Here is a 21402-nt window from a genome sequence, read left to right on the forward strand (position 1 = left end):
GATAATTTAAGGGGTGGAAAACATGACAAGCTAAATCCGTTTAAGACATTTCGCAGTGCGAAACATGGCTAATCGAGGCTCGATACATGCCCGAACGCAACTCGATACATGCCTGATGTTGAAGTAAGGCCCCATTGTTTGAGTCGAAGATCTCGCCCAAACAGGTTTTCCTCGTCTGGTTCACGTAAAAAGTGCGCACATTTTTTTCAGAACAATTCCAACAATCCCATGGGGGGGGGGGACGCTATCTTGAGAAATGTTTCAATGCTCCAGTAGATGGAGTCTGATGGGCACGCAGCATCATGCAACTGTTGGCATAGAAATCAATAAGCGCCAGTCCCATGATTTCAAGTCCATGCTTATGTCTTTGGACAAGCACTTCTCAAATGTCGGCATGATGAATTGTGGCACTCTTATCTTAAAGTATGCGTTATCCGATCTGCTTATCTTGTCTTTCTGATAATGTCGGTGATTTGGCGCCGCATCTTTTCATGACCTATACAAAAAAGCCATTCGTCACGAAAATCCAAGGGGTTGCCGCAACAGGTTTAGGTTAATTTTCATATCTTTGCATACACACCTAAAACATAAAGCTATGATTACGCTGATTGACTTTATAGTGAGAACGGGCTGCGCCTTCCTCATGGGCACACTCATCGGCATGGAGCGGCAATATCGCCAGCATAGCGCAGGCCTGCGTACCAACGTGCTTGTGGCGGTGGGAGCGGCCGCCTTCACCATACTGTCGGTCACCATGACGTCGGGTGGCACGGGCGACCCCTCGCGCATCGCGGCGCAGATTGTGTCGGGCATTGGCTTCCTGGGTGGCGGACTGATCCTGAAGGAGGGATTCACCGTGAGGGGACTCAACACGGCGGCCACAATATGGTGCTCGGCGGCCTGCGGAACACTGGCGGGCGTGGGCATGTACCTCGAAGCCTTCGTGTTGGTGGCGTGTGTGCTGATCACCCATTGCGTGTTTCGGCCCCTCGGCACCTTCATCCTGAAGCTCAACACCAAGATGTACCACTACACGGTGCGGGCCGAGTGTATGAAACATTCGGCCGACCGAACCCAGCAGTTTCTCATGGACATGCTGGCGTTCAACAAGAACATAAAGGTGAACGCCCTGTTCTACAAAGGGGCGGGCGACAAGGTGGTGGTGTGCTGCGACATGCAGATATTGGGCGAGCACAAGTCGCTGCTCGACCTCGTGGTGTCGCGCCTCCGCTCTCGTCCCGACGTGTTCAGCGCCGGTTGGGAGCGCCAAGAGTCGCCCCAGGAGGATTTCTGACCGCACCGTGGCATGGCGCTCACTTGCCGCTTTGGCCCCAAGCCATGTGCCATGCCGAAGGCCGAAAGGCAGCTTCGGCGCTTGGGGCATCGCTGGCGTGAATAATTCTTAAATATCCGAGGCAACGTGCACGATTGTTGCATTTAATCGTTACTTTTGCCCTCGATTAAAGTCCAAGGCGGCCACCGAGCCGTTGGGAGGACTTGCCCTATCCAACAAGAAATAAGGGGTGCTTCACGATTGTGTTGCTGAGATTATACCCATAGAACCTGACGCAGGTAATGCTGCCGCAGGGATTGCTTCCTTCACGGTAACGACAGGTGATAGCGAGGCTGTTTCTATTCCGTATTGTCTTTTGTGGTACGTAGCGCCGATGCTCCCCTGCCAACACAGGAAAGCATGAAATATCTTTGCGCACTGACCATTGCCGGATCCGACAGTTGTGGCGGAGCAGGCTTGCAAGCCGACATCAAGACGATGTCGGCCTTAGGGGTTTATGCTGCATCGGCCGTCACATCGGTCACGGTGCAGAACACGCTGGGCGTGCAAGCCGTGCAGGCCATCAGGCCCGACGTGGTGGCCGGACAGATCCACGCCGTGATGGACGACGTGGCGCCCGTGGCCATCAAGATTGGCATGGTGAACGACCGCCCCACCCTGCAGGCCATTACCGACGCCTTGCGCCCCTACCATCCGCGCTTTGTGGTGGTCGACCCAGTCATGGTGTCGACCAGTGGGTCGCCCCTGATGCAGCCCGACGCTGTCGACGCCTTTTGCCAACAGTTGTTGCCCATGGCCACGGTGCTCACGCCCAACCTGCCTGAGGCCGAGGTGTTGGCCCATATGCCCATCCGCTCCTTCGCCGACATGGACGAGGCCGCATGCCGCATTCTCCAACTGGGATGCAAGGCCGTGCTTATCAAGGGCGGCCATTGGGAAGGCCAACAGAAGGTGGACCGCCTGTATATGCCCGGCCAACCGCCCCGCTCCTACGAGCATCCCACCATCGAAACCCGCAACACCCATGGCACGGGATGCACGCTCTCGTCGGCCATCGCGTCGTTCTTGGCACGCGGCCTGGCCCTGTCCGAGGCTGTTGGCAGCGCCGTCGACTACCTGGCCCAAGCCATTGAGGCCGGCAAGGATGTTGCCATTGGAGCCGGCCACGGGCCCGTCGACCACTTGTTCAACCCTGAAAAACTCATCAAGTCATGATACAATTTATCACACACGCCAACGCGCGCTATGGATATGTGGAGGGCGCACAACTGGCGCTCGAGGGCGGATGCCGATGGATTCAGCTCCGCATGAAAGGGGCCACCGAGGCCGAGTTTATGGAGGCTGCCAAGCCCATTGGCGACCTGTGCCGCAAGCATGGCGCCACGTTTGTGCTCGACGACCATGTGGAATGGGTGGAGCGCACGGGAGCCGACGGCGTTCACCTGGGAAAGAACGACATGCCCGTGGATGAGGCGCGCCGCATCTTGGGCAACGACAAGATCATTGGCGGAACGGCCAACACGTTCGACGACGTGGAGCGACTGCACCGACAAGGTGCCAACTACATAGGGTGTGGCCCCTTCCGATTCACCACCACCAAGAAAAACCTGTCGCCCATCCTCGGCCTGGAGGGCTATCGCCACATCGTGGAGCAGATGAGAGCCCACAACATCGACCTGCCCATTGTGGCCATTGGAGGAATCCTGGCCGACGACATCACGTCGGTGATGCAAACGGGCGTAACGGGCATTGCCGTGAGTGGCGCCATCCTCAACGCCAACGACCCCGTCGACGAGATGCAACGCTTCGTCGGACTGGTGGACGACCAGGGCTGACCCACCCCACCGTTTCCAACGAGAACCAACCTGAATAACCATTATATGAAGACAGACATCAAATTCGATTATCCTTCCTCTGAGAAGGTTTACCTGAGCGGCAAGCTCTATCCCGACCTCCGCGTCGGCATGCGCCGCGTGCGACTGACGCCCACCGTAACCATCGAGAACGGTGTGCGCCACGAGGAGCCCAACAAGCCGGTCTACGTATACGACACCAGCGGACCCTACAGCGACCCCGCCGTGGAGATCAACCTCGAGAAGGGACTGCCCCGACTGCGCCAGCCATGGATCGACGGTCGTAAGGAGGGACAAACGCAGATGTATTTCGCCAAGCAGGGCATCATCACACAGGAGATGGAGTATGTGGCCATACGCGAGAACATGAACTGCGAGGAACTGGGCATCAAGACCCACATCACACCGGCCTTCGTGTGCAAGGAGATTGCCGAGGGACGCGCCGTCATCCCCGCCAATCGCAAGCACCCCGAGGCGGAACCGATGATCATCGGCACCCATTTCCTCGTGAAGATCAACACCAACATCGGAAACTCGGCCACCACATCGGGCATCGAGGAGGAGGTCGACAAAGCGGTGTGGAGCTGCAAATGGGGTGGCGACACGCTCATGGATCTCTCCACGGGCAACGACATACACGAGACGCGCGAGTGGATCCTGCGCAACTGTCCCGTGCCAGTGGGAACGGTGCCCATGTACCAAGCCTTTGAGAAGGTGAACGGCAAGGCCGAGGACCTTACGTGGGACGTCTTCCGTGAGACGCTTATCGAACAGTGTGAGCAGGGCGTGGACTACTTCACCATCCACTGCGGCATCCGACTGAAGAACATCCACCTGGCCGACACGCGCCTCACGGGCATCGTGAGCCGTGGCGGAAGCATCATCTCCAAGTGGTGCAAGGTGCATCAGAAGGAGAGCTTCCTCTACGAGCACTTCGACGACATCTGCGACATCTGCGCCCAATACGACGTGGCCATATCGCTCGGCGACGGCTTGCGGCCAGGCTGCACACACGACGCCAACGACGCGGCGCAGTTTGCCGAACTCGACACCATGGGCGAACTGGTGGAGCGCGCTTGGGCCAAGAACGTGCAGGCGTTTATCGAAGGTCCCGGCCATGTGCCCATGCACAAGATCAAGGAGAACATGGAGCGACAGATAGAGAAGTGCCACGGCGCACCGTTCTACACGCTCGGCCCGCTCGTAACCGACATCGCGCCGGCCTACGACCACATCACATCGGCCATCGGAGCATCGATGATTGGATGGTATGGAACGGCCATGTTGTGCTACGTCACACCCAAGGAGCACCTGGCCCTGCCCGAGAAGGAGGACGTGCGAACGGGTGTGGTGACCTACAAGATCGCCGCCCACGCCGCCGACCTGGCCAAGGGGCACCCCGGAGCCACCGTGCGCGATGACGCGCTGAGCAAGGCACGCTACGATTTCCGATGGAAAGACCAGTTCAACCTGTCGCTCGACCCGGAGCGCGCGCTCGAGTATTACAAGACGAGCAACACCGTCGACGCCAACTATTGCACCATGTGCGGACCCAACTTCTGCGCCGCACGCATCAGCCACTCGCTCAAGAACTGCGAGGGATAATAACGTTAACTGTTTAAATACATAAGAAAAATGATTGAGACACAAGTATCAAAAGGTATCATCAGTACCTATTTCGACAAACTGCAGAAAAACTTGGACCTCGACGTGGCCATCGTAGGCGGTGGCCCCTCGGGCATCGTGGCAGCCTACTATCTGGCCAAGGCCGGTCTGAAAGTGGCACAGTTCGACCGCAAGCTGTCGCCCGGCGGCGGCATGTGGGGCGGCGCCATGATGTTCAACCAGATTGTCATTCAGGAGGAAGCCTTGCACATCGTGAAGGATTTCGACATCAATTACGCGCCCTTCGAGGACGGCCTCTACACCATCGACTCGGTGGAGAGCACATCGGCACTGCTCTACCACGCCGTGCACGCTGGCGCAACCATCTTCAACTGCTACTCGGTGGAGGATGTGGTGTTTAAGGACAACGTGGTGAGCGGTGTGGTGGTCAACTGGACACCGGTGCTCCGCGAAGGCCTGCACGTCGACCCGCTGAACATCATGGCCAAGTGTGTCATCGACGGAACGGGCCACGACAGCGAGATGTGTAAGGTGGTGGCCAGCAAGAATGGCATTCGCCTCGACACCGCCACGGGTGGCGTCATCGGTGAGCGCTCGCTCGATGTGGTCGAGGGCGAGCGCATGGTGGTTGAGGGAACCCGCGAGATTTACCCGGGCCTCTACGTATGCGGCATGGCCTCGTCTGCCGTGGCCGGCACACCGCGCATGGGACCCATCTTCGGCGGCATGATGCTCTCGGGCAAGAAGGTGGCCGACCTGATCATCGAGAAGTTAAAGAAGTAAGCCGCATGGGCGGCGAAAGCCTCGGACTTTCCCACTAACTGAAACCGAAACCCTTTCCATATCATGAAATGGATCGTCATCACCTCTCCCGACTTCGTGCCGGGAGAGGCTTTTTTCATCGACAAGCTCTTCGATCATGGGCTCGACCTGCTGCATCTGCGCAAGCCCGGAGCCTCCGCCGACGAGTGCCGTGACCTGTTGGAGCGCATACCCGAGCGGTGGCGTGGACAGGTGGTGCTGCATGAGCATTTTGAGTTGGCCGAGGCCTACGGCGCGCATGGCATCCATCTGAACCGCCGCAACCCGCAAGCGCCCGAGGGTTATGGCGGCAGCGTGTCGTGCTCATGCCACAGCCTGGAGGAGGTGGCGGCCAGCAAGCCACGGCGCCAATATGTGTTTCTCAGTCCCATCTTCGACAGCATTTCCAAGGTGGGCTACGCCGCCGCGTTTCCCGAGGAGCAGCTCCGCCAAGCCGCCAAGGAGCGGCTCATCGACCGTCAGGTGGTGGCCTTGGGTGGCGTAACGGCCACAAACATCGCCGCGCTCAGGGCCTGGCACTTTGGAGGCGCCGCTTTCCTGGGCGACGTGTGGAGCCGCATGGGCGATCCCAACGTCGATGCTTACCTCGCCCACCTGCGCCAGTTGCTGCACGAATAGGCTGGGCGCATCTGCGTTCAACCACACCAAAGCGTTAACCCCCAATGGGCCATTAGGTCGATTGGGGGTTACTTGACGACGGGCAGGCCCTGCTCTTTCCACCGCAAGATGCCTCCCTTCATGTCGACCACGTGGAAGCCTTTCTTCTGCATGTAGACGGCGGCGGCGTTGCTACGGCGACCGCTGCGGCAATAAATATAATAGGTGCGCTGGCGACAGAGCTTCTTCATGCCGTGTCGGAATACTTTCGTGTTGAGCCAATCGAGGTTGGTGGCGCCATCAAGGTGGTCCTCGGCAAACTCGGAGGGGCGGCGCACATCGAGCAGCACGGCGGTGGAGTCGGCCCGCGCGGCCTCAATAAACGGCTTTGGCTCCAACGTCAGGACAGGCGTTTGGGCCGAGCAACTGCCGCAGAACGACAAGGCGGCAAGGAGGGTGAGAAGTATGTGTTTCATGATTCTAATGTTAAGCGCAAGCCAAAGGCCCACGCGTTAGACAACTGCAAAAGTAAGCATTATTTTCCATAAGCATGGCATCTTCGCCCATTTCATTACATTCCACGTCTCATCTCTTGCTGGCAATGGGGAATCACGCAAAGAACAAGTCTGCCAAACAGCTGGCCGAACGGAGACCAACGACCAACCGAAAGCTCCACCCTCACGCTTGCCCAACAGACGAAAAACCGACGGAAAAGCCCAAGACTTGTTTCGCAAACCATGCCAGTGGGGGGCGATTTGATGGCCCAAAAGGACGCGAAAGGACAAAAAACATTAATTGTATGCAGTTTTTTCGCAAAACACGACCAACTAAACGAATAGTTTTGTACCTTTGCCAACTAACAGACAAGCCTAATAAATTAATTCCATTATGGTAAAATTAAACTTATCGTCTCAGATTGTACTGAACAAGGTACCTGAGGAATTCTATCATCCTAAAACCGCTGTAGAACTGTCAGAGCTGACTCGTTGTGAGAAGCTTCCCACAACCATCTTCCCTAAAACAGAAGAGGGCGCGCTGAGCATTGCTACCACCATTGCCAACGCTATCCGCCAGAAACAGCAGTCGGGCCAGTACTGCGTGCTCGGTTTGGGCACCGGTTCAAGCCTCACTCCGGTATTCAACGAGCTCATCCGCTTGCACAAGGAGGAGAAGCTGAGCTTCTCTAACGTGGTCGTGTTCAACGCCTACGAGTACTTCCCCTTGCAGCCGAGCGCAAAGAACTCTACACTCAACCAGCTGAAAGAGCGCCTGCTCAACCACATCGACATCAATCCGCAGAACGTGTTCACGCTCGAAGGCACCGTGCCCCAGGATCGCGTGCAGGAGTCGTGCCGCCTCTATGAGCAGCGCATCCAGAGTTTCGGCGGCATCGACATCATGCTGCTCGGCATCGGCCGCATTGGCAACATCGCCATCAACGAGCCGGGTTCAAGCCTCACCTCAAGCTCACGCCTCATCCTGATCGACAGCCTCACACGCGAGGAGATGTCGATGAGCCAGTCGACCAACGAGACGGTGCCTCCCTGCGCCGTAACCATGGGTATCTCCACCATCCTGAAGGCCCGCCAGATCTTCCTCACCGCATGGGGCGAGGAGAAGGCTGCCATCATCCAGAAGTGTGTGGAGGGCTCGATCAGCGACGCCATCCCCGCCACATTCCTGCAGACCCACAACGACGCCCACGTGATGATCGACCTCGCAGCCGCTGGCCGATTGACACGCATCGTTCACCCCTGGCTCGTCACCAGCTGCAAGTGGACCGACAAGCTCACACGCGCCGCACTGGTGTGGTTGTGCGAGGTTACAGGCAAACCCATCCTGAAGCTTACCAACAAGGATTATAATGAGAACGGCTTGTCTGAGCTGCTCACCATCTACGGATCAGCCTATAACGCCAACATCAAGATCTTCAACGACTTGCAGCACACCATCACCGGATGGCCCGGCGGCAAGCCCAACGCCGACGACACCTATCGTCCCGAGCGCGCCACACCGTTCCCCAAGCGCGTCATCGTGTTCTCTCCGCACCCCGACGACGACGTCATCTCAATGGGTGGCACCATCCGTCGACTGGTGGAGCAGGGTCACGACGTGCACATTGCCTACGAGACCAGCGGTAACATCGCTGTGGGCGACGAGGAGGTTACACGCTTCATGCACTTCATCAATGGCTTCAACCAGATCTTCGATGGCAACAAGGACGAGGTCATCAAGAACAAATACAAGGAGATCAAGGAGTTCTTCAAGAAGAAGAAGGACGGCGATACCGACACACGCGACATCCTGACCATCAAGGGTCTGATTCGCCGCGGTGAGGCTCGCACAGCCTGCACATACAACAAGATTCCGCTCGACCACGTTCACTTCCTCGACCTGCCGTTCTATGAGAGCGGTACCATCGAGAAGCTCCCCATGACCGAGAAAGATGTCGACATCGTTCGCAAGCTTATCACTGAGGTGAAGCCTCATCAGATTTACGTCGCCGGCGACCTGGCCGACCCCCACGGCACACACCGCAAGTGCACCGACGCCGTGCTCGCTGCCATCGACCTGGAGAAGGAGGCCAAGGCCGAGTGGCTCAAGGACTGCCGCATCTGGATGTACCGCGGAGCATGGGCCGAGTGGGAAATCGAGAACATCGAGATGTGTGTGCCCATGAGCCCTGAGGAGCTCAGAGGCAAGCGCAACTCTATCCTCAAGCACCAGAGCCAGATGGAGAGCGCTCCGTTCCTGGGCAACGACGAGCGCCTGTTCTGGCAGCGTTCGGAGGACCGCAACCGCAACACCGCCAAGATTTACGACAACCTCGGTCTGGCTTGCTACGAGGCCATGGAGGCCTTCGTGGAGTATAAGCCCCTCTAACCCCGAAAATGCCCTATGCGCCCAGCGTAGCGCCCATCCCACCTGCAAGGTAGGGCAAAGCGCCACACATAGCGCATAGCAAGCAACACATAGCAAAGGCCCACCCGCCGCCAACATCATGGCAACGGGTGGGCCTTTTGGGTTTGAGTGAGATTCGGATTGCTATCGAATGACCAATTCGGATTGCTATCGAATGACCGATTCGGGGTAAAAGCAACGACCAATGGGAACTAAAAGAGCCCACTGTGCGCGATAGGCATTGGAACCTATTGGGCATAGTGGGCTTCGATTTGCAAGGGAATGGGGATAGAATGGCTGGCGAAGGAAAGCAGAAGGCCAACAGGGTCCAAGAACGCTACGTCATCGTGTTACATGAAGACTTGCCTGGTCCTGGACTATCGGCTTGCTTGCCTGATACAGCGTTTGGGCCAATCTTAGGCGGGCCACACGCTGACCTAACACAGGGCCGTGGCTCATCTTACACGACGCCGCGCTTGGGCTTAGGCAGACTCTTGCCTATCCTTACGCTGCGTTTTTCATGCGGCTACACAGGATTCTCCTGCGGCTACACGAGTTTTTCATGCGGCTACACGAGTTTGCAAGAAACGCAAAAGGGTGCAACCCCCAATCGTCTGGATTGGGGCCTGCACCCTATATAGGCTCCTGTGGCTACACAGGATTTGTCTTGGGATCATCCAAAACAAATCCTGGTAGCTCGAGGCATTCCTCAGCCTCATTCATATCTTTCTTGGCGCTTGCGCCTTACTGCTCGAGCACGCTAAACTCGGCGCAGGTGGCGAAGTCTTGTCCGTCTTGCGAACTCTTGGCTGTGAAGCGGAGGTAACGGGCACGAACGGGCTTCTCGAAGAGCACGCGCTTCAGGTTGCGGTTGTTGGCAAAGGCGCCCTTGGCAATAACGGGGCCCCATGTCTTACCGTCCATGCTGACCTGGATCTCGTAGTCCTTGATGTTGCCGTTCTGCGAGTCCTGACGCGGCAGGTAGCTGAAGCCCTTGAGAGTCTTCGCCGCACCGCAGTCGAAGTCAACCCAGTGGGGATAGTTGGCCACTGTAACGCTGAACATGGTATGCCAGTAGGTGTTGGGATTTCCGTCCACCATATGCTCAGCGTCGCCCTCGCCGCTCTCTACCGAGCTGGCGAACTTCACCGTTACGGGGATGGCGTCGATGCGCTCAAACTGCTGAGAGTAGTTGAAGCGTGAGCCCTTGGCGAAGGCCACCACGCGACCACCCTCCGTGAGGTTGAACGGGCCCTTGTAGACCGATACGCGCTTGGCGTTGTTCACCTTATAATAGATGGTCTGGTTCTTGGCACCGTTAATGGTCACCACACCGTCGGTAGCGCGACTGATGCTCAGCGGAGCCTGTCCGTCGAGCGTCACGTTGGCGAGGTTGGTGAGCTGGTCGTTGGCCATGGTTGTGGTGGGTCGGATGGCGAATCCAAACGACTGTGTGGTGCTCTTTACGCGGTCGGCCTCGAGCGGTCCACCCTGTCCGCAGCTGTTGCCGCCCAGTCCGGTGATGGCGTGGTCGATATGGAGCCACACGCCGTCGCTTGCGGGCAACTCATGGGGATGGTTGGCCATGGCAAGCTGCTGGGCTGAGTAGGGCAGCGCAGAGAAGCTCATCACGCTGTCGGCCACGAAGATGGCACCCTGCTGACCGTCGCTGAGGGCCACCCAGCGGCTATCCTGGTGGTTGGCCATATCCTGCGGCTTGGGGAAATTCTCAAACTCGCGAGCCACATCGGGCTGGTTCCAGATGGCCACAGCCTGACTGGTCTTACGGTCGGGATAGTTGTCGACCGGTCCGCGACCGTAGTATTTCATCTGCTTCATGGCTTTCGGCAACTTCATGGCGTAGCCCAGACGAGCCAGCGTCAGGTTGGATCGGTTGGCCGAAACGGTGCTCTGGTTCTCCACCGTTCCATCGGGATGGATGGTGTAAACCACATTGGTGGTGAACTTAAACTCGGGCTTTCCACCCGTCTTCGTCAGCTTCTTCCAGTTCTTGTCGGCACCTTCGAGCTTGGCGGTCTCGGTGCCCTGGCTCTCCACCACAAACTTCACGCTGACCGTACCGTCGGCGTTGGTCACCACGTGGCTCTCGAGCGCCTTGTGCTCCAGGCAGTGCAAACCGTTGGCATACCATCCCTGGTACACCCAGTTGTCATTGTTCACCCAAGCGCGGAAGGCGTCGAGACGCGGGCCGCATCCGTCGGCAAACATCTGCTTGCCGTTATAGGTAAGGCTGCGGAGCGTTCCGGTAGCCTTGTCGAAGGTCATGGCGAAGGCTTTGCCACCATCGATGGCGATGTCGGCGTTGGTCTCCTTCACATTGATCTTGGCACCCGTCTTAGCAGCCTCTGCGAGCGACGGGCGCTCGGCGGCCGTCTGCACGAGCAGCTGCTGGTCGGCCTGCACATATCCGGCCTTGGCCCACGGTGTGTTGTTCTTCAGGTGGAAGGCCACGTAGAGCTGGTAGTCCTTGCCAGCGTCGAGCTTGGCGTTGGCCAGGCCGTCCACGGTCACCACCTTGTGCTGGCGGGGAGCCACGCTGCCCACAGCCAGTTGGCCCTTAGCCACCTCCAGGCCATCGGCCGTGAGGCTATAGGTCACGTCGTAGTCGGTGAGGTCGCCTGTATAATAGTTCTTATTGAAGATGTCGAGTGTGCCCTTGGCCTTGTCGGCCCATTTCACACCGATGTTCTGATAGACCTTCTTCACCTCGAAGTACTGAGGCTTGGGCTCGAGGTCGCCGAAGATGATACCGTTCATCACAAACTGGCCGTCGTTGGGCGTGTCGCCAAAGTCGCCACCGTAAGCGAGGTAGCGCTTTCCGTCGGGAGTATAGTTGTACATCGACTGGTCGATCCAGTCCCAGATGGCACCACCGCAAAGGAAGTTGGTCGACTCGATGGCATCCCAATAATCCTGCAGGTTGCCCACGGCGTTACCCATGGAGTGGGCATACTCGGAGATGTGGAACGGATACTTGATGTTGAGGTTGCCACGCACGGCAGCGCGCACCCAGTTGACCGAGGGATACTGGTTGGATCCCATGTCAACGATGTCGTTGTTGCGCTCATACTGCACGGGGCGCGAAGGATCATACTCGTGGATGGCAGCGTAGCTGGCCTTAAAGTTGTCGCCAGGTCCGGCCTCGTTGCCAAGGCTCCAGATGGCTATACAGGGATCGTTGACACGAGCGTGGGCCATGGCCATCATGCGTCCGATGTGCTGGTTGAGGAACTCAGGCACGTGGCTCAGACTTTCCTTGCCATAGAAATACTCGTGGCTCTCTATGTTGGCCTCGGCCTCGAGCCAGATGCCATACTTGTTGCAGAGATAATAGAAATAAGGATCGTTGGGATAGTGGGATGTGCGCACGTGGTTGATGTTGCCACGCTTCATCAGCATGATCTCATCCTCCATCTGTTTGCGTGTGATGGCATGGCCACGTGTGGGGTTGGTGTCGTGGCGGTTCACACCCTTGAGCTTCAGCGGCTTACCGTTGACCAAGAGGTAACGGCCCGCCAGTCCGAACTCATCGTCCTTAGCGGCCACGTCGCGAATCTCCACGGTGCGGAAACCGGTCTGTGTGCTGACGGCCTCCACCACGTTGCCCTTCTTGTCGCGCAGCTCGCAAACAAGCGTGTAGACATTGGGCTCCTCAGAGCTCCAGGGGCGCACGTTGGCCACGGTGAAGTTCTCGTGGAGCGTGCTGCTGGCGTTCTTGGCCTGATTGATCTTGCCTGTGGTTGTGGTCAGCACGCGTGCCTCGCCCTCAGCGTCGCCATAGAGCTTGTTGGCGAAGAGCTTAAACACGGCGGTGTAGCCCTTGGCGTCCTTGGTGCCCACATTGCTCACGGTGTAGTCCACGGCGAGCTTGCCTGTGCCGTCGGCCGTCCATGCGGGAATGACCTTGAGGTCGCTCACGTGCACCTTGGGCTTGCTATACACGGCCACGGTGCGGAAGATACCGGGCAGGCGGAACATGTCCTGAGCCTCGAGGAACGAACCGTCGGAAGAGCGATACACCTCCACGGCCACCTCGTTATGGCCAGGCTTGGCCCACTGGCTGATGTCGAACTCGGCCACGTCGCGCGAGTCTTTCGAGCAGCCCACATAGTGGCCGTTGACCCAGAGGTAGAAGAACGAGTCGACACCATCGAAGCTGATGTAGACCTCGCGTCCCTTCCAGTTCTGCGGCAGGGTGAAGGCGCGGCGGTAGGAGCCCACCTCGTTGCGATACTCGTAGGTGGTGTAGTCCTTTGGCGGCTCACGCATCACACCGTTCTTCCAGTCGCCCACGGCGATGTTATACTTGAAGATGACCCACTGGTTGACGTAGATGGGCGTGCCATACTTCTGTGTGCCATCTTTCTGAAGGCCATACATGTTCCACGACATGGGCACCTCCACATCGTCCCATGCCTGGTCGTTGTAACCGGCCTGATAGAAATCCTTGGGGCGGGCGTCGGGGTTCTTGGCGAAATGGAACTTCCATTTGCCGTCGAGGCTCATCCAATAGCTCGACTTCTCGGGCAGGACGCCCTTGGCCTCGTCGACCGAAGCGAAGCTGGTGAACCATGCGTGCGGCTGCAACTTGTTGTAGCCAATCAACTCGGGCTGCTGCCACTCCTGGCCCGTGGGGGCTGTGGCAGTACCATACTCATAGCCCTTCAAGAGGGTCTGAGCCGGCAGTGCGGTTGCCAAGAGACAGCCCACTGCAGTTAAAAAATTGCGAATGATCATGTAAAAAGATAGATTGTAGTTGCGCGTAACATAAATACTTTCTGCAAAGTTAAGTATTTTATCACGGCTTTGCAAATAAAACGGCAAAAAACAGGTGCCGGCCGGAGCAAGAAAAGACCCCTATCGGTTGCGGGAACGGTCAAAACGGCAGGAATGGGCACTGGTGTTCGCAGCCCGTCGCCATCGATGGGAATCAGAACAGGAACATCTTGAAGCGTTGGGTGTTGGATTCTTTCTGCGCCAACTCGTCGGTCATTCGCCGCATGGCCTCTTTGAAGAAGAAGCGAACAAGGTGCTCGTCGGTTGCCTCGGTGCGAATCATGCGCAGGGCCGCTATGTATTCCTGGCGACTGGTGGCGGGAATGATGAGAAGCGGATGGTGCATGCGCAGCAAGATGTAATTGCTGAGGAGCCGCCCCGTACGGCCATTGCCGTCGCGGAAGGGATGCAGATACTCGTAGAAGCCGTGGAAGCGTGCGGCAAGCACCATGGGATGGGCCGCTGCCGCAACGATGGCGCGCTCAGTGGAGGCAAGCAGCTGGGGCACCCTCGCCACCAACTGCCCGTGGTCGCCAAACACGGTGTCGCCAGCCGCCATGTCGGTCGTGGTGTATTGGCCGGGCGTGGCGTCGGGCGCACGGTAAGCAAGCGTGTGGAGGGTGACCCGTCGGTTCACTTCTTTCAGGAATTCTTCGTCGAGTGGATGGTCGATATGGTCGAGCACATATTCGTATGCCTGGAAATGATCAAGCATCTCAAAAGCCTCATACAGGGTCTTGCCCGCGGGAATCATGCCAAGGCCTTTCTCTTTCAATTCGCGTGTGTCGTCGACCGAGAACGAGTTGCCTTCGATGGCGCACGAATGGGTAGAGAAGAGCACCTCATTAAACTGCCGATACTCTTCACGCTCCATTTTATCGATCACCTCCGCCTGATACGTAGCCCTCAGACGTTCGTACTCGTTGATTTCCTTTTCGAATGACATCATATAAAGTTTCCCGTGATAACTGTTGCCTACAAAGATACATCATTTTTCTGACAGCGCCATCATATAGCGCCCATTATCTCTAAACCCATTGGGGACAAACCTGCCGTCGGCGCAAACCCTCCCGTTGCGGGCGTGGCTGCGCCTTGGCAAGCATCGCGTGGCTCGCGCCTTACTCAAACTGCATGGGGCCGAAGAAGTCGGGGCGATGGAAGTCGGGCTTGGGCACATCGACGGGGAAGAGCGACACGAAGTGGGGACGGGGCAACTTGTCGCCACACTTGTAGACGTTGCCATGGGCCTGCAGGCCGGCGAACGACTGGAGCTTGTGGTGGAACAAGGCGGTGGCGGGCACAGACAGGCACAACTGCCACGTGCGCTCGCCCTCGATGTCGGCAAACGGCATGCGGCCCATGGTGGCAAAGCGGTCTACGGTGTTGAGCACCTCCTGGTTGGCGCGCTCGCGGTTGGCGCGGGCCGCTCCGGCTCCGATGAGCATCGTTCCGGCGGCGTTGCACTCTATATTATAATAGGTGCCGTCGTCGGTGGGCGAAAGGAAGAGCTCGCAGCATGAGTCTTCCCACACGTTGCCGTTGTCGTGGGATGCCACGGCGCGCACGCAAGCCTCGCTTACGCAGTAATGGATGAGCAGGTGAGAGCCCGTGTGGGCCAGGCGCACCTCCACCTGAGGCTTGTAGGGGAACAACTCGGCCCAGCATGAATGGGCCACAGGGATGAATGGCAGATGGGCATTGTCCATCACGCTAACAATTTCGGCGGCGCTAACGGGAGCGTCGGCAATGCGGGGTATCAGGATCGTTGGTTGCATGGTTTAGGTTTGGTTTTGCTATCTTATGCAAAGATACAACTAAGAAACGAAAGTGAGCGCGAAATGGGCAAAGAATATTGCCCCCCGCCGATTTATGCCGCACCCATCGGTCATTTGACACGCATGCAACTATTAAAATATCGCAACAATCTATACCGTAATCTACATTGTTTTTTACGACCAGCCATGCCTTCGGTCGCAAATACGCCATTCTCACGAGATCTTCACAACACCCTGATCATTAACTACTTACCATTCTTGCAACTCGTTCAACCCTTCTGTTTTCACATTCCGCATTGCGAGAAGCCACGTTTCGAGGCTCGAAACATGGCTAACGGCACTACGAGAGATGGTCTTTCGAGGCTCGGTTAGGCAGGTATCGCAAATTGAAAGATGCCTAACGGCAAATCGGAAAGTCGGTTTTTTGTCGCCCACCTCGTAAAAAAACGCGTTTTCGCGCGCTATTTCACGCAAAAACAGAGACCAACTTTTTAACCAAAAGTCCTTACAACGCATGGTCTTTTCGCTCCACATCCCACCCTCCGCTTCGCCCCTACCCCCACCCTATAGGTGAACCACAAGAGGGAAATTTGTGGTCGGAAACGCAAAAACTTGGCAATGGATATGCGCCAAACGAAGAAAAATGCTTAATTTTGCTTACAGCTACGACCTAATCATCAATTGCCTACCTGTCGCCGTGCTCGCGATGAGCCTTTAGGAGCGGCACCACGGGGTCGAGCCCAACCTAAACGCAACCTAATAATTACTACCAAATGATTACCAAAAAAACGAGAGCGCTCCTTTGCGCCATGTTGGGGTTGATGGCAGTGAGTCCAACAACCGTCAACGCCCAGGACGACTTCGGATTGGTTGAGCAGACGCTTCCCAATCCTGAGAACACGCCCCTACCCGTCTTTCCCGTTCCCTCTGAGCGCCAGCTCAAATGGAACGAAACCGAGTTTTACGCCTTCTTCCATTATGGCATGAACACCTACACCGGCGAGGAATGGGGACTGGGCAGCGAGTCGGAGAACCAGTTTGCGCCCACCGCTGTGCCCGACCCCTTGCAGTGGCTCACAGCCGCCAAGTCGGCCGGCATGCAAGGTGGCATCGCCGTCATCAAGCACCACGATGGCTTCTGCCTGTGGCCCACATCGACCACGAAACACAACGTCACCTCGTCGTCGAACGCCAACGCCAAGGAGACCAATGTGCCACGCGACTTCGCCGCAGCCGCCAAGAAGCTCGGCATGAAGTATGGCTTCTACATCTCGCCGTGGGACCGCAACAGCCCCTACTGGGCCGAGAAGGACGACGACGGCAACTACACGTCGACCTACACCAACGACGTGTTCTTCAAGCAGTGTGCCGAGGCGGCCACCTATGGCGACGACCAGTTTGAGATGTGGTTCGACGGAGCACGCGGCGGCTCTGGCCACTACGGCGGCAAGGGCGGCAAGCGCGACATTCCCAACGCCACCACTTATTACGACATTCCCAACCTGCGCGACTCCATCCACAAGGTTTGCCCCAACATCATCCTCTGGGGCGAAGGCGGCGAGGCACGCTGGATAGGCAACGAGGCCGGATGGGCCGGCGAAACCAACTGGGCCATGGGCTCAGGCGAGTATGGCGACGAGAACGGATGGCAATGGCATCCGGGAGAGAGCGACGCCAAGGCCACTACCAAGGGATGGTTCTGGCACGAGGGCGAGGGCATCTACAGCGCCGAACGCCTGTTCCAGATGTACCTGGAGACGGTGGGGCGCAACGCCACATTCATCCTCAACATACCGCCCGACAAGACGGGTAAGTTGCCCGCGCAAACCGTGAACCGCATGAAGGAACTGGGACAGATGATAACCAACCGGCTGGGTAACGACCTGGCCAAGAACGCACAGGTGGAGGCTTCGGCCACACGTCAGGGCGGCGCCAGCGTGAGCTACGAGGCCGGCAACGTGACCGACGGCGACAAGAACACCTATTGGGCCACCGACGACGGCACCACATCGGCCTCGCTGACCTTCACATGGGACACGCCGCAGACCCTCCACTACGTGTCGATGATGGAGTTTATACGCCTCGGACAGCGCGTGAAGAGCTTCACCATTGAGACCAGCGAGGACGGAACGACCTTCACACGCCGCGGTGGAAACATCAAGACCACCACCATAGGCTACAAGCGCATCGTTCCGCTCAACGGCAACACGGCCAGCAGCTACGACGCTGGCGTGAAGGCCAAGGCCGTACGCATAACCATCAACGACGCGAAGGCTTGCCCGCTGCTCCACACGGTTTCCATCTACTAACCCTTATTCCATTCACCATGAATCTGAAACAATACATCTGCTTGGCCTCGCTGTTCCTGCCCATCGGCACAACTGCACAGACCAGCAACAACCATATCATCTGCGACTTCGAAAGCGAGGACAGCTACACCCAGGTGGGCGTGTACGACACGTGGGAGAACTCGCCTTTCCGCAACGGCACACTCCAGGGCAACGCCAAGGTGTGCAAGAACCCCTCTACGGAGGTCGACGAGAAGCTCGGCTTCGCACCCAACCCCTCGGCCAAGGTGCTCGGCGCACAACGCTCGCGCTACGGCAGCAACACCTTCGGCGCCCTGGTGGGACTCAACGAGACCATTCCGCTCAGCCTCTCGCCCAAGTATATCCACGTCAAGGTCTATACCACCGAGGCAAGCCGCTTCATGCTCATCGGCATGGGTAAGCGCAAGGACCGCCCCGGACAGAGCGACATGACCGAGCAGCTTTGGCAAACCAGCATCACCAAGGTGGGCGAGAACCAGTGGTTCGACGCCGTGTTCCCCATCAGCGGCAATCCCGGAGCCGAGCTTCACAAACTGCTCGTGGTGCCCGACCTGCAATCGCCCCACAACCGCACGAGCGATTTCCTGTTCTACATCGACGACATCGAGCTGAGCACGTCGGCCACACCGCGATTCAGCACCACCTATTATGACATCAACTACGAGAAGACGCAAAAGCTGAATCGCACCGACCGCCACCTCAACAGCATCACCCTGAAGGCCGACGGCAAGTCGCAGACGCTCAAGGTGGGTCAGCAGTCGACCAAGATGCTCTACATGCCGATGCTGGAGCAGGCCTTCACGGCCAAGCCCGGACAGACCATCACCGCCACGTTCAACTACCAAGGCACGTGGATGAGCGGCTATGTGTTCCTCGACTGCGACAACGACGGCCAGTTTAACGTGGTGACCGATGGCGACAACATCACCAACGACCGCGACCTCATGGCCTACTCGTTCTTCAAGGGCAAGGACAGCAGTGGCAAGACACAGCCCGACGGCAACCGCCTCAACCCGCCCGCCTTCACGCTGCCAAGCGACCTCAAGCCGGGCGTGTACCGCATGCGCTTCAAGGTCGACTGGGACAATGTGGAGCCCGGAGGATCGCTCACACAGGACAACTCCATCCTGAGCAACGGCGGCGCCATCGTCGACGTGCGTCTCGTTGTGCACAACGACCAGGTGACCATCAAGCGCGGAACACGCGGCACCAGCGGCGGACTGAACGGCGACGTGCTGAAGGCCGACGGATCGAAGCTCACCGAGGAGCTCATTCCGTTTGGAGAGCCTTACAACGTGTCGGTGAAGCCCGCACCCGGATTTAAGTTCTCCCACTTCCTCATCCGCCACGGCAACATCAGCACGGAGGACAGCCTGCTCTACGAAACGCCCCAGTTCTTCGACGCCACGGTGCCCAGCTACCTGGTGAAGAACAACCTTTACACCATCCCCGCCAAGTATATCGACGGCGATGTGGAAATCACGCCTTACTTCAAAAGCACAGGATCATCACAGGAGGGAGAGGGCGACTACGCGCTCAACTTCAACGAGGAGCTGCAACGCCAAGGCGACAATCGCCTCGAAAGCTTCACCATGGTGGCCACAAAGGGTGGAACCACGGAGGTGGCGATCGACGAGACGGGCAACAGCGTGTACCGAAAGATGCTCGACACGGAGGTGTCGGTGGTGCCGGGCGACCAGGTTGCCGCAACGGCCAGCTACACGGGCAGCCCCATGCACGGATACCTCTATGTGGACCTCGACAACGATGGGCAATTCACTGCCGACATCTCCGAGAACGGTAAGCCCGACGTGAGCAGCGAACTGCTGTCGTACACCTATTTCAATGGAAAGAACAGTCTGGGACAAAACCTCAGCGACGCCGACAGCGCAGGGGTGGCCCTGCCTGCCTTCACCATCCCCGAGGATCTGCCAGAGGGCAACTACCGCGCCCGTTACAAGATCGATTGGAACAACGCCAGTCCCGCAGGCCAATGGACCGAGGGTGGCGAGAACCAAATAGACGCCAAGGGTGGCTACGTCATCGATTTCCTCCTGAACGTGCACCCAGAGCGCTCGAAACTCGACATCCGCACCCTCAACGGTTACATCATGGGCAAAGGCAACAAGGGTGTGAGCGAGACCATCGCCTATGGCGAGCAGCTGGCGCTCATGACCACGCCTTTCAACCGCGAGTATGCGGCCGAGAACATGTTTATCCGACATGGCCACAACCTCGACGGCGACCAGTTCGTCTGCGGCAACCGCCAGTGGAGCGAGGACACGCTGGAGGTCAGAAACGCCTACACGCTGACCAAGGAACAGGCCAACGGCGACGTGCGCATCATACTGGAGTTTGAACCGGTGGGCAATCCGGTCAACAAACTGGTGTTCTCCGATGAGTTCAACGCGCCCGACGGCACCTATCCCGACGCCGACAAGTGGGTAAACCCCACACGCTACAGCGCTGCATGGAACCGATTCATCGCCCAGACCGAGGAGGGACGTCGCCTCACGGGATACATCAAGGATGGCAAGCTCGTCATGCACTGCATGCCAAACCCGCTCGCTACGGAAACAGATAAGAACGGACAAAAGCTCGACATGATCAGCGGAGCCGTGGAGAGCCATGGCAAGTTCGACTTCCACTATGGACGTGTGGAGGCTCGCATCAAGACCAATCCTTACGCAGGCAACTTCCCCGCATTCTGGATGATGCCGTCGAAGCAGCCGCTCGGATGGCCCAACGATGGCGAGATCGACATCTGGGAGCAGATCAACACCGAGAACAAGTCGTACCACACCATCCACTCGAAGTGGGGCAACACGCTCGGACACGCCAACGACCCCGTGAAGTCGGGTAGCGCAGCCACACAGGCCGACGAATATCACGTCTTCGCCTTGCAGTGGACCAACAAGTTGCTCACATGGTTTGTTGATGGCAAGAAGGTGTTCTCGTATGCCAAGAGCAAGAAGACCGACGCGCTGAACAATGGCCAGTGGCCGTTCGACAACGACTTCTACATCATCCTCAACCAGAGTGTGGGCAACGGCAGTTGGGCAAGCGCACCCGACCTGGGACACACCTACACCACGCTCTTCGACTGGGTGCGTGTGTACCAGCAGGTCGACCCAACGGGCATCGGGCAGACCACCACGTCGGCCTTCGACTTCTACGTGGGCAAGAATCACGTCAGACTGGTGGCGCCCGAGAAGCAGTGGGTAACCATCTGCAGCGCGCAGGGACAGGTTATGTACCACAAGGAGTTGCAAGGCAACGAAACGGTGACGCTGCCCCACGGCGTGTACGTCATCAACAAGCAGAAGGTAGTAATACCTTGAAACCAAGGAACGATGTCATATTTCTGTTGCAAGGAGGGTGCCGTTACATAAAAAAGCACTACCTTT

At 57.8% G+C, this 21402-nt stretch carries 13 protein-coding genes and 1 riboswitch; of the genes, 9 read left to right on the forward strand and 4 right to left on the reverse strand.

What is annotated here, in order from left to right:
• Positions 1-595 precede the first annotated feature (595 nt).
• From WKK33_RS05465 to WKK33_RS05490, 6 genes are all read left to right on the forward strand, one after another.
• Positions 596-1294, forward strand: coding sequence for an MgtC/SapB family protein (locus WKK33_RS05465; protein WP_215758842.1), 699 nt, complete (start codon positions 596-598; stop codon positions 1292-1294).
• Between the two features lie 215 nt (positions 1295-1509).
• Positions 1510-1608, forward strand: a riboswitch (TPP riboswitch).
• An 85-nt stretch (positions 1609-1693) separates the two neighbouring features.
• Positions 1694-2509 carry a bifunctional hydroxymethylpyrimidine kinase/phosphomethylpyrimidine kinase gene (thiD, locus tag WKK33_RS05470; protein WP_337677976.1) on the forward strand — a complete coding sequence of 272 codons (816 nt, stop codon included), beginning with the start codon at positions 1694-1696 and terminating at the stop codon, positions 2507-2509.
• Positions 2506-3129, forward strand: a complete 624-nt coding sequence (locus WKK33_RS05475; RefSeq protein WP_337677975.1) for a thiamine phosphate synthase — start codon at positions 2506-2508, stop codon at positions 3127-3129. The genes thiD and WKK33_RS05475 overlap by 4 nt, the downstream gene beginning before the upstream one ends.
• A 45-nt stretch (positions 3130-3174) precedes the next feature.
• Positions 3175-4752 carry a phosphomethylpyrimidine synthase ThiC gene (gene thiC, locus WKK33_RS05480; protein ID WP_337932854.1) on the forward strand — a complete coding sequence of 526 codons (1578 nt, stop codon included), beginning with the start codon at positions 3175-3177 and terminating at the stop codon, positions 4750-4752.
• Between the two features lie 30 nt (positions 4753-4782).
• Complete coding sequence (locus WKK33_RS05485; RefSeq protein WP_309438937.1) at positions 4783-5556, forward strand: sulfide-dependent adenosine diphosphate thiazole synthase; 774 nt, start codon at positions 4783-4785, stop codon at positions 5554-5556.
• 63 nt (positions 5557-5619) lie between these two features.
• Positions 5620-6213, forward strand: coding sequence for a thiamine phosphate synthase (locus WKK33_RS05490; RefSeq protein ID WP_337932856.1), 594 nt, complete (start codon positions 5620-5622; stop codon positions 6211-6213).
• Positions 6214-6281: 68 nt separating this feature from the next.
• On the opposite strand, the gene WKK33_RS05495 is transcribed toward WKK33_RS05490, so the two are convergent.
• Positions 6282-6668 (reverse strand): rhodanese-like domain-containing protein, encoded by a 387-nt coding sequence (locus WKK33_RS05495; protein ID WP_337932858.1) that lies wholly within the window; start codon positions 6666-6668, stop codon positions 6282-6284.
• Positions 6669-7080: 412 nt separating this feature from the next.
• Here WKK33_RS05495 and WKK33_RS05500 point away from each other — a divergent pair, with 412 nt between their 5' ends.
• Complete coding sequence (locus tag WKK33_RS05500; RefSeq protein WP_337468842.1) at positions 7081-9075, forward strand: glucosamine-6-phosphate deaminase; 1995 nt, start codon at positions 7081-7083, stop codon at positions 9073-9075.
• Between the two features lie 762 nt (positions 9076-9837).
• Here WKK33_RS05500 and WKK33_RS05505 read toward each other — a convergent pair.
• The 3 genes from WKK33_RS05505 to WKK33_RS05515 all read right to left on the reverse strand — a co-directional run bounded on the left by WKK33_RS05505 (position 9838) and on the right by WKK33_RS05515 (position 15665).
• On the reverse strand, positions 9838-13851 hold the full coding sequence (locus WKK33_RS05505; protein ID WP_337932860.1) for a glycoside hydrolase family 2 TIM barrel-domain containing protein: 4014 nt from the start codon (positions 13849-13851) through the stop codon (positions 9838-9840).
• Positions 13852-14044: 193 nt separating this feature from the next.
• Complete coding sequence (locus tag WKK33_RS05510) at positions 14045-14839, reverse strand: Fic family protein (protein ID WP_337932862.1); 795 nt, start codon at positions 14837-14839, stop codon at positions 14045-14047.
• Between the two features lie 169 nt (positions 14840-15008).
• Positions 15009-15665 (reverse strand): carbohydrate-binding family 9-like protein, encoded by a 657-nt coding sequence (locus WKK33_RS05515; protein ID WP_337932864.1) that lies wholly within the window; start codon positions 15663-15665, stop codon positions 15009-15011.
• A gap of 773 nt (positions 15666-16438) precedes the next feature.
• Here WKK33_RS05515 and WKK33_RS05520 point away from each other — a divergent pair.
• Together WKK33_RS05520 and WKK33_RS05525 are read left to right on the forward strand one after the other, a co-directional pair.
• Positions 16439-17974, forward strand: a complete 1536-nt coding sequence (locus WKK33_RS05520; protein WP_337932865.1) for an alpha-L-fucosidase — start codon at positions 16439-16441, stop codon at positions 17972-17974.
• Between the two features lie 17 nt (positions 17975-17991).
• Positions 17992-21336 (forward strand): glycoside hydrolase family 16 protein, encoded by a 3345-nt coding sequence (locus tag WKK33_RS05525; RefSeq protein WP_337468847.1) that lies wholly within the window; start codon positions 17992-17994, stop codon positions 21334-21336.
• The last annotated feature ends 66 nt before the right edge of the window (positions 21337-21402 follow it).

The organism is Hallella sp. (assembly GCF_037460745.1).
GTDB lineage: Bacteria > Bacteroidota > Bacteroidia > Bacteroidales > Bacteroidaceae > Prevotella > Prevotella faecis.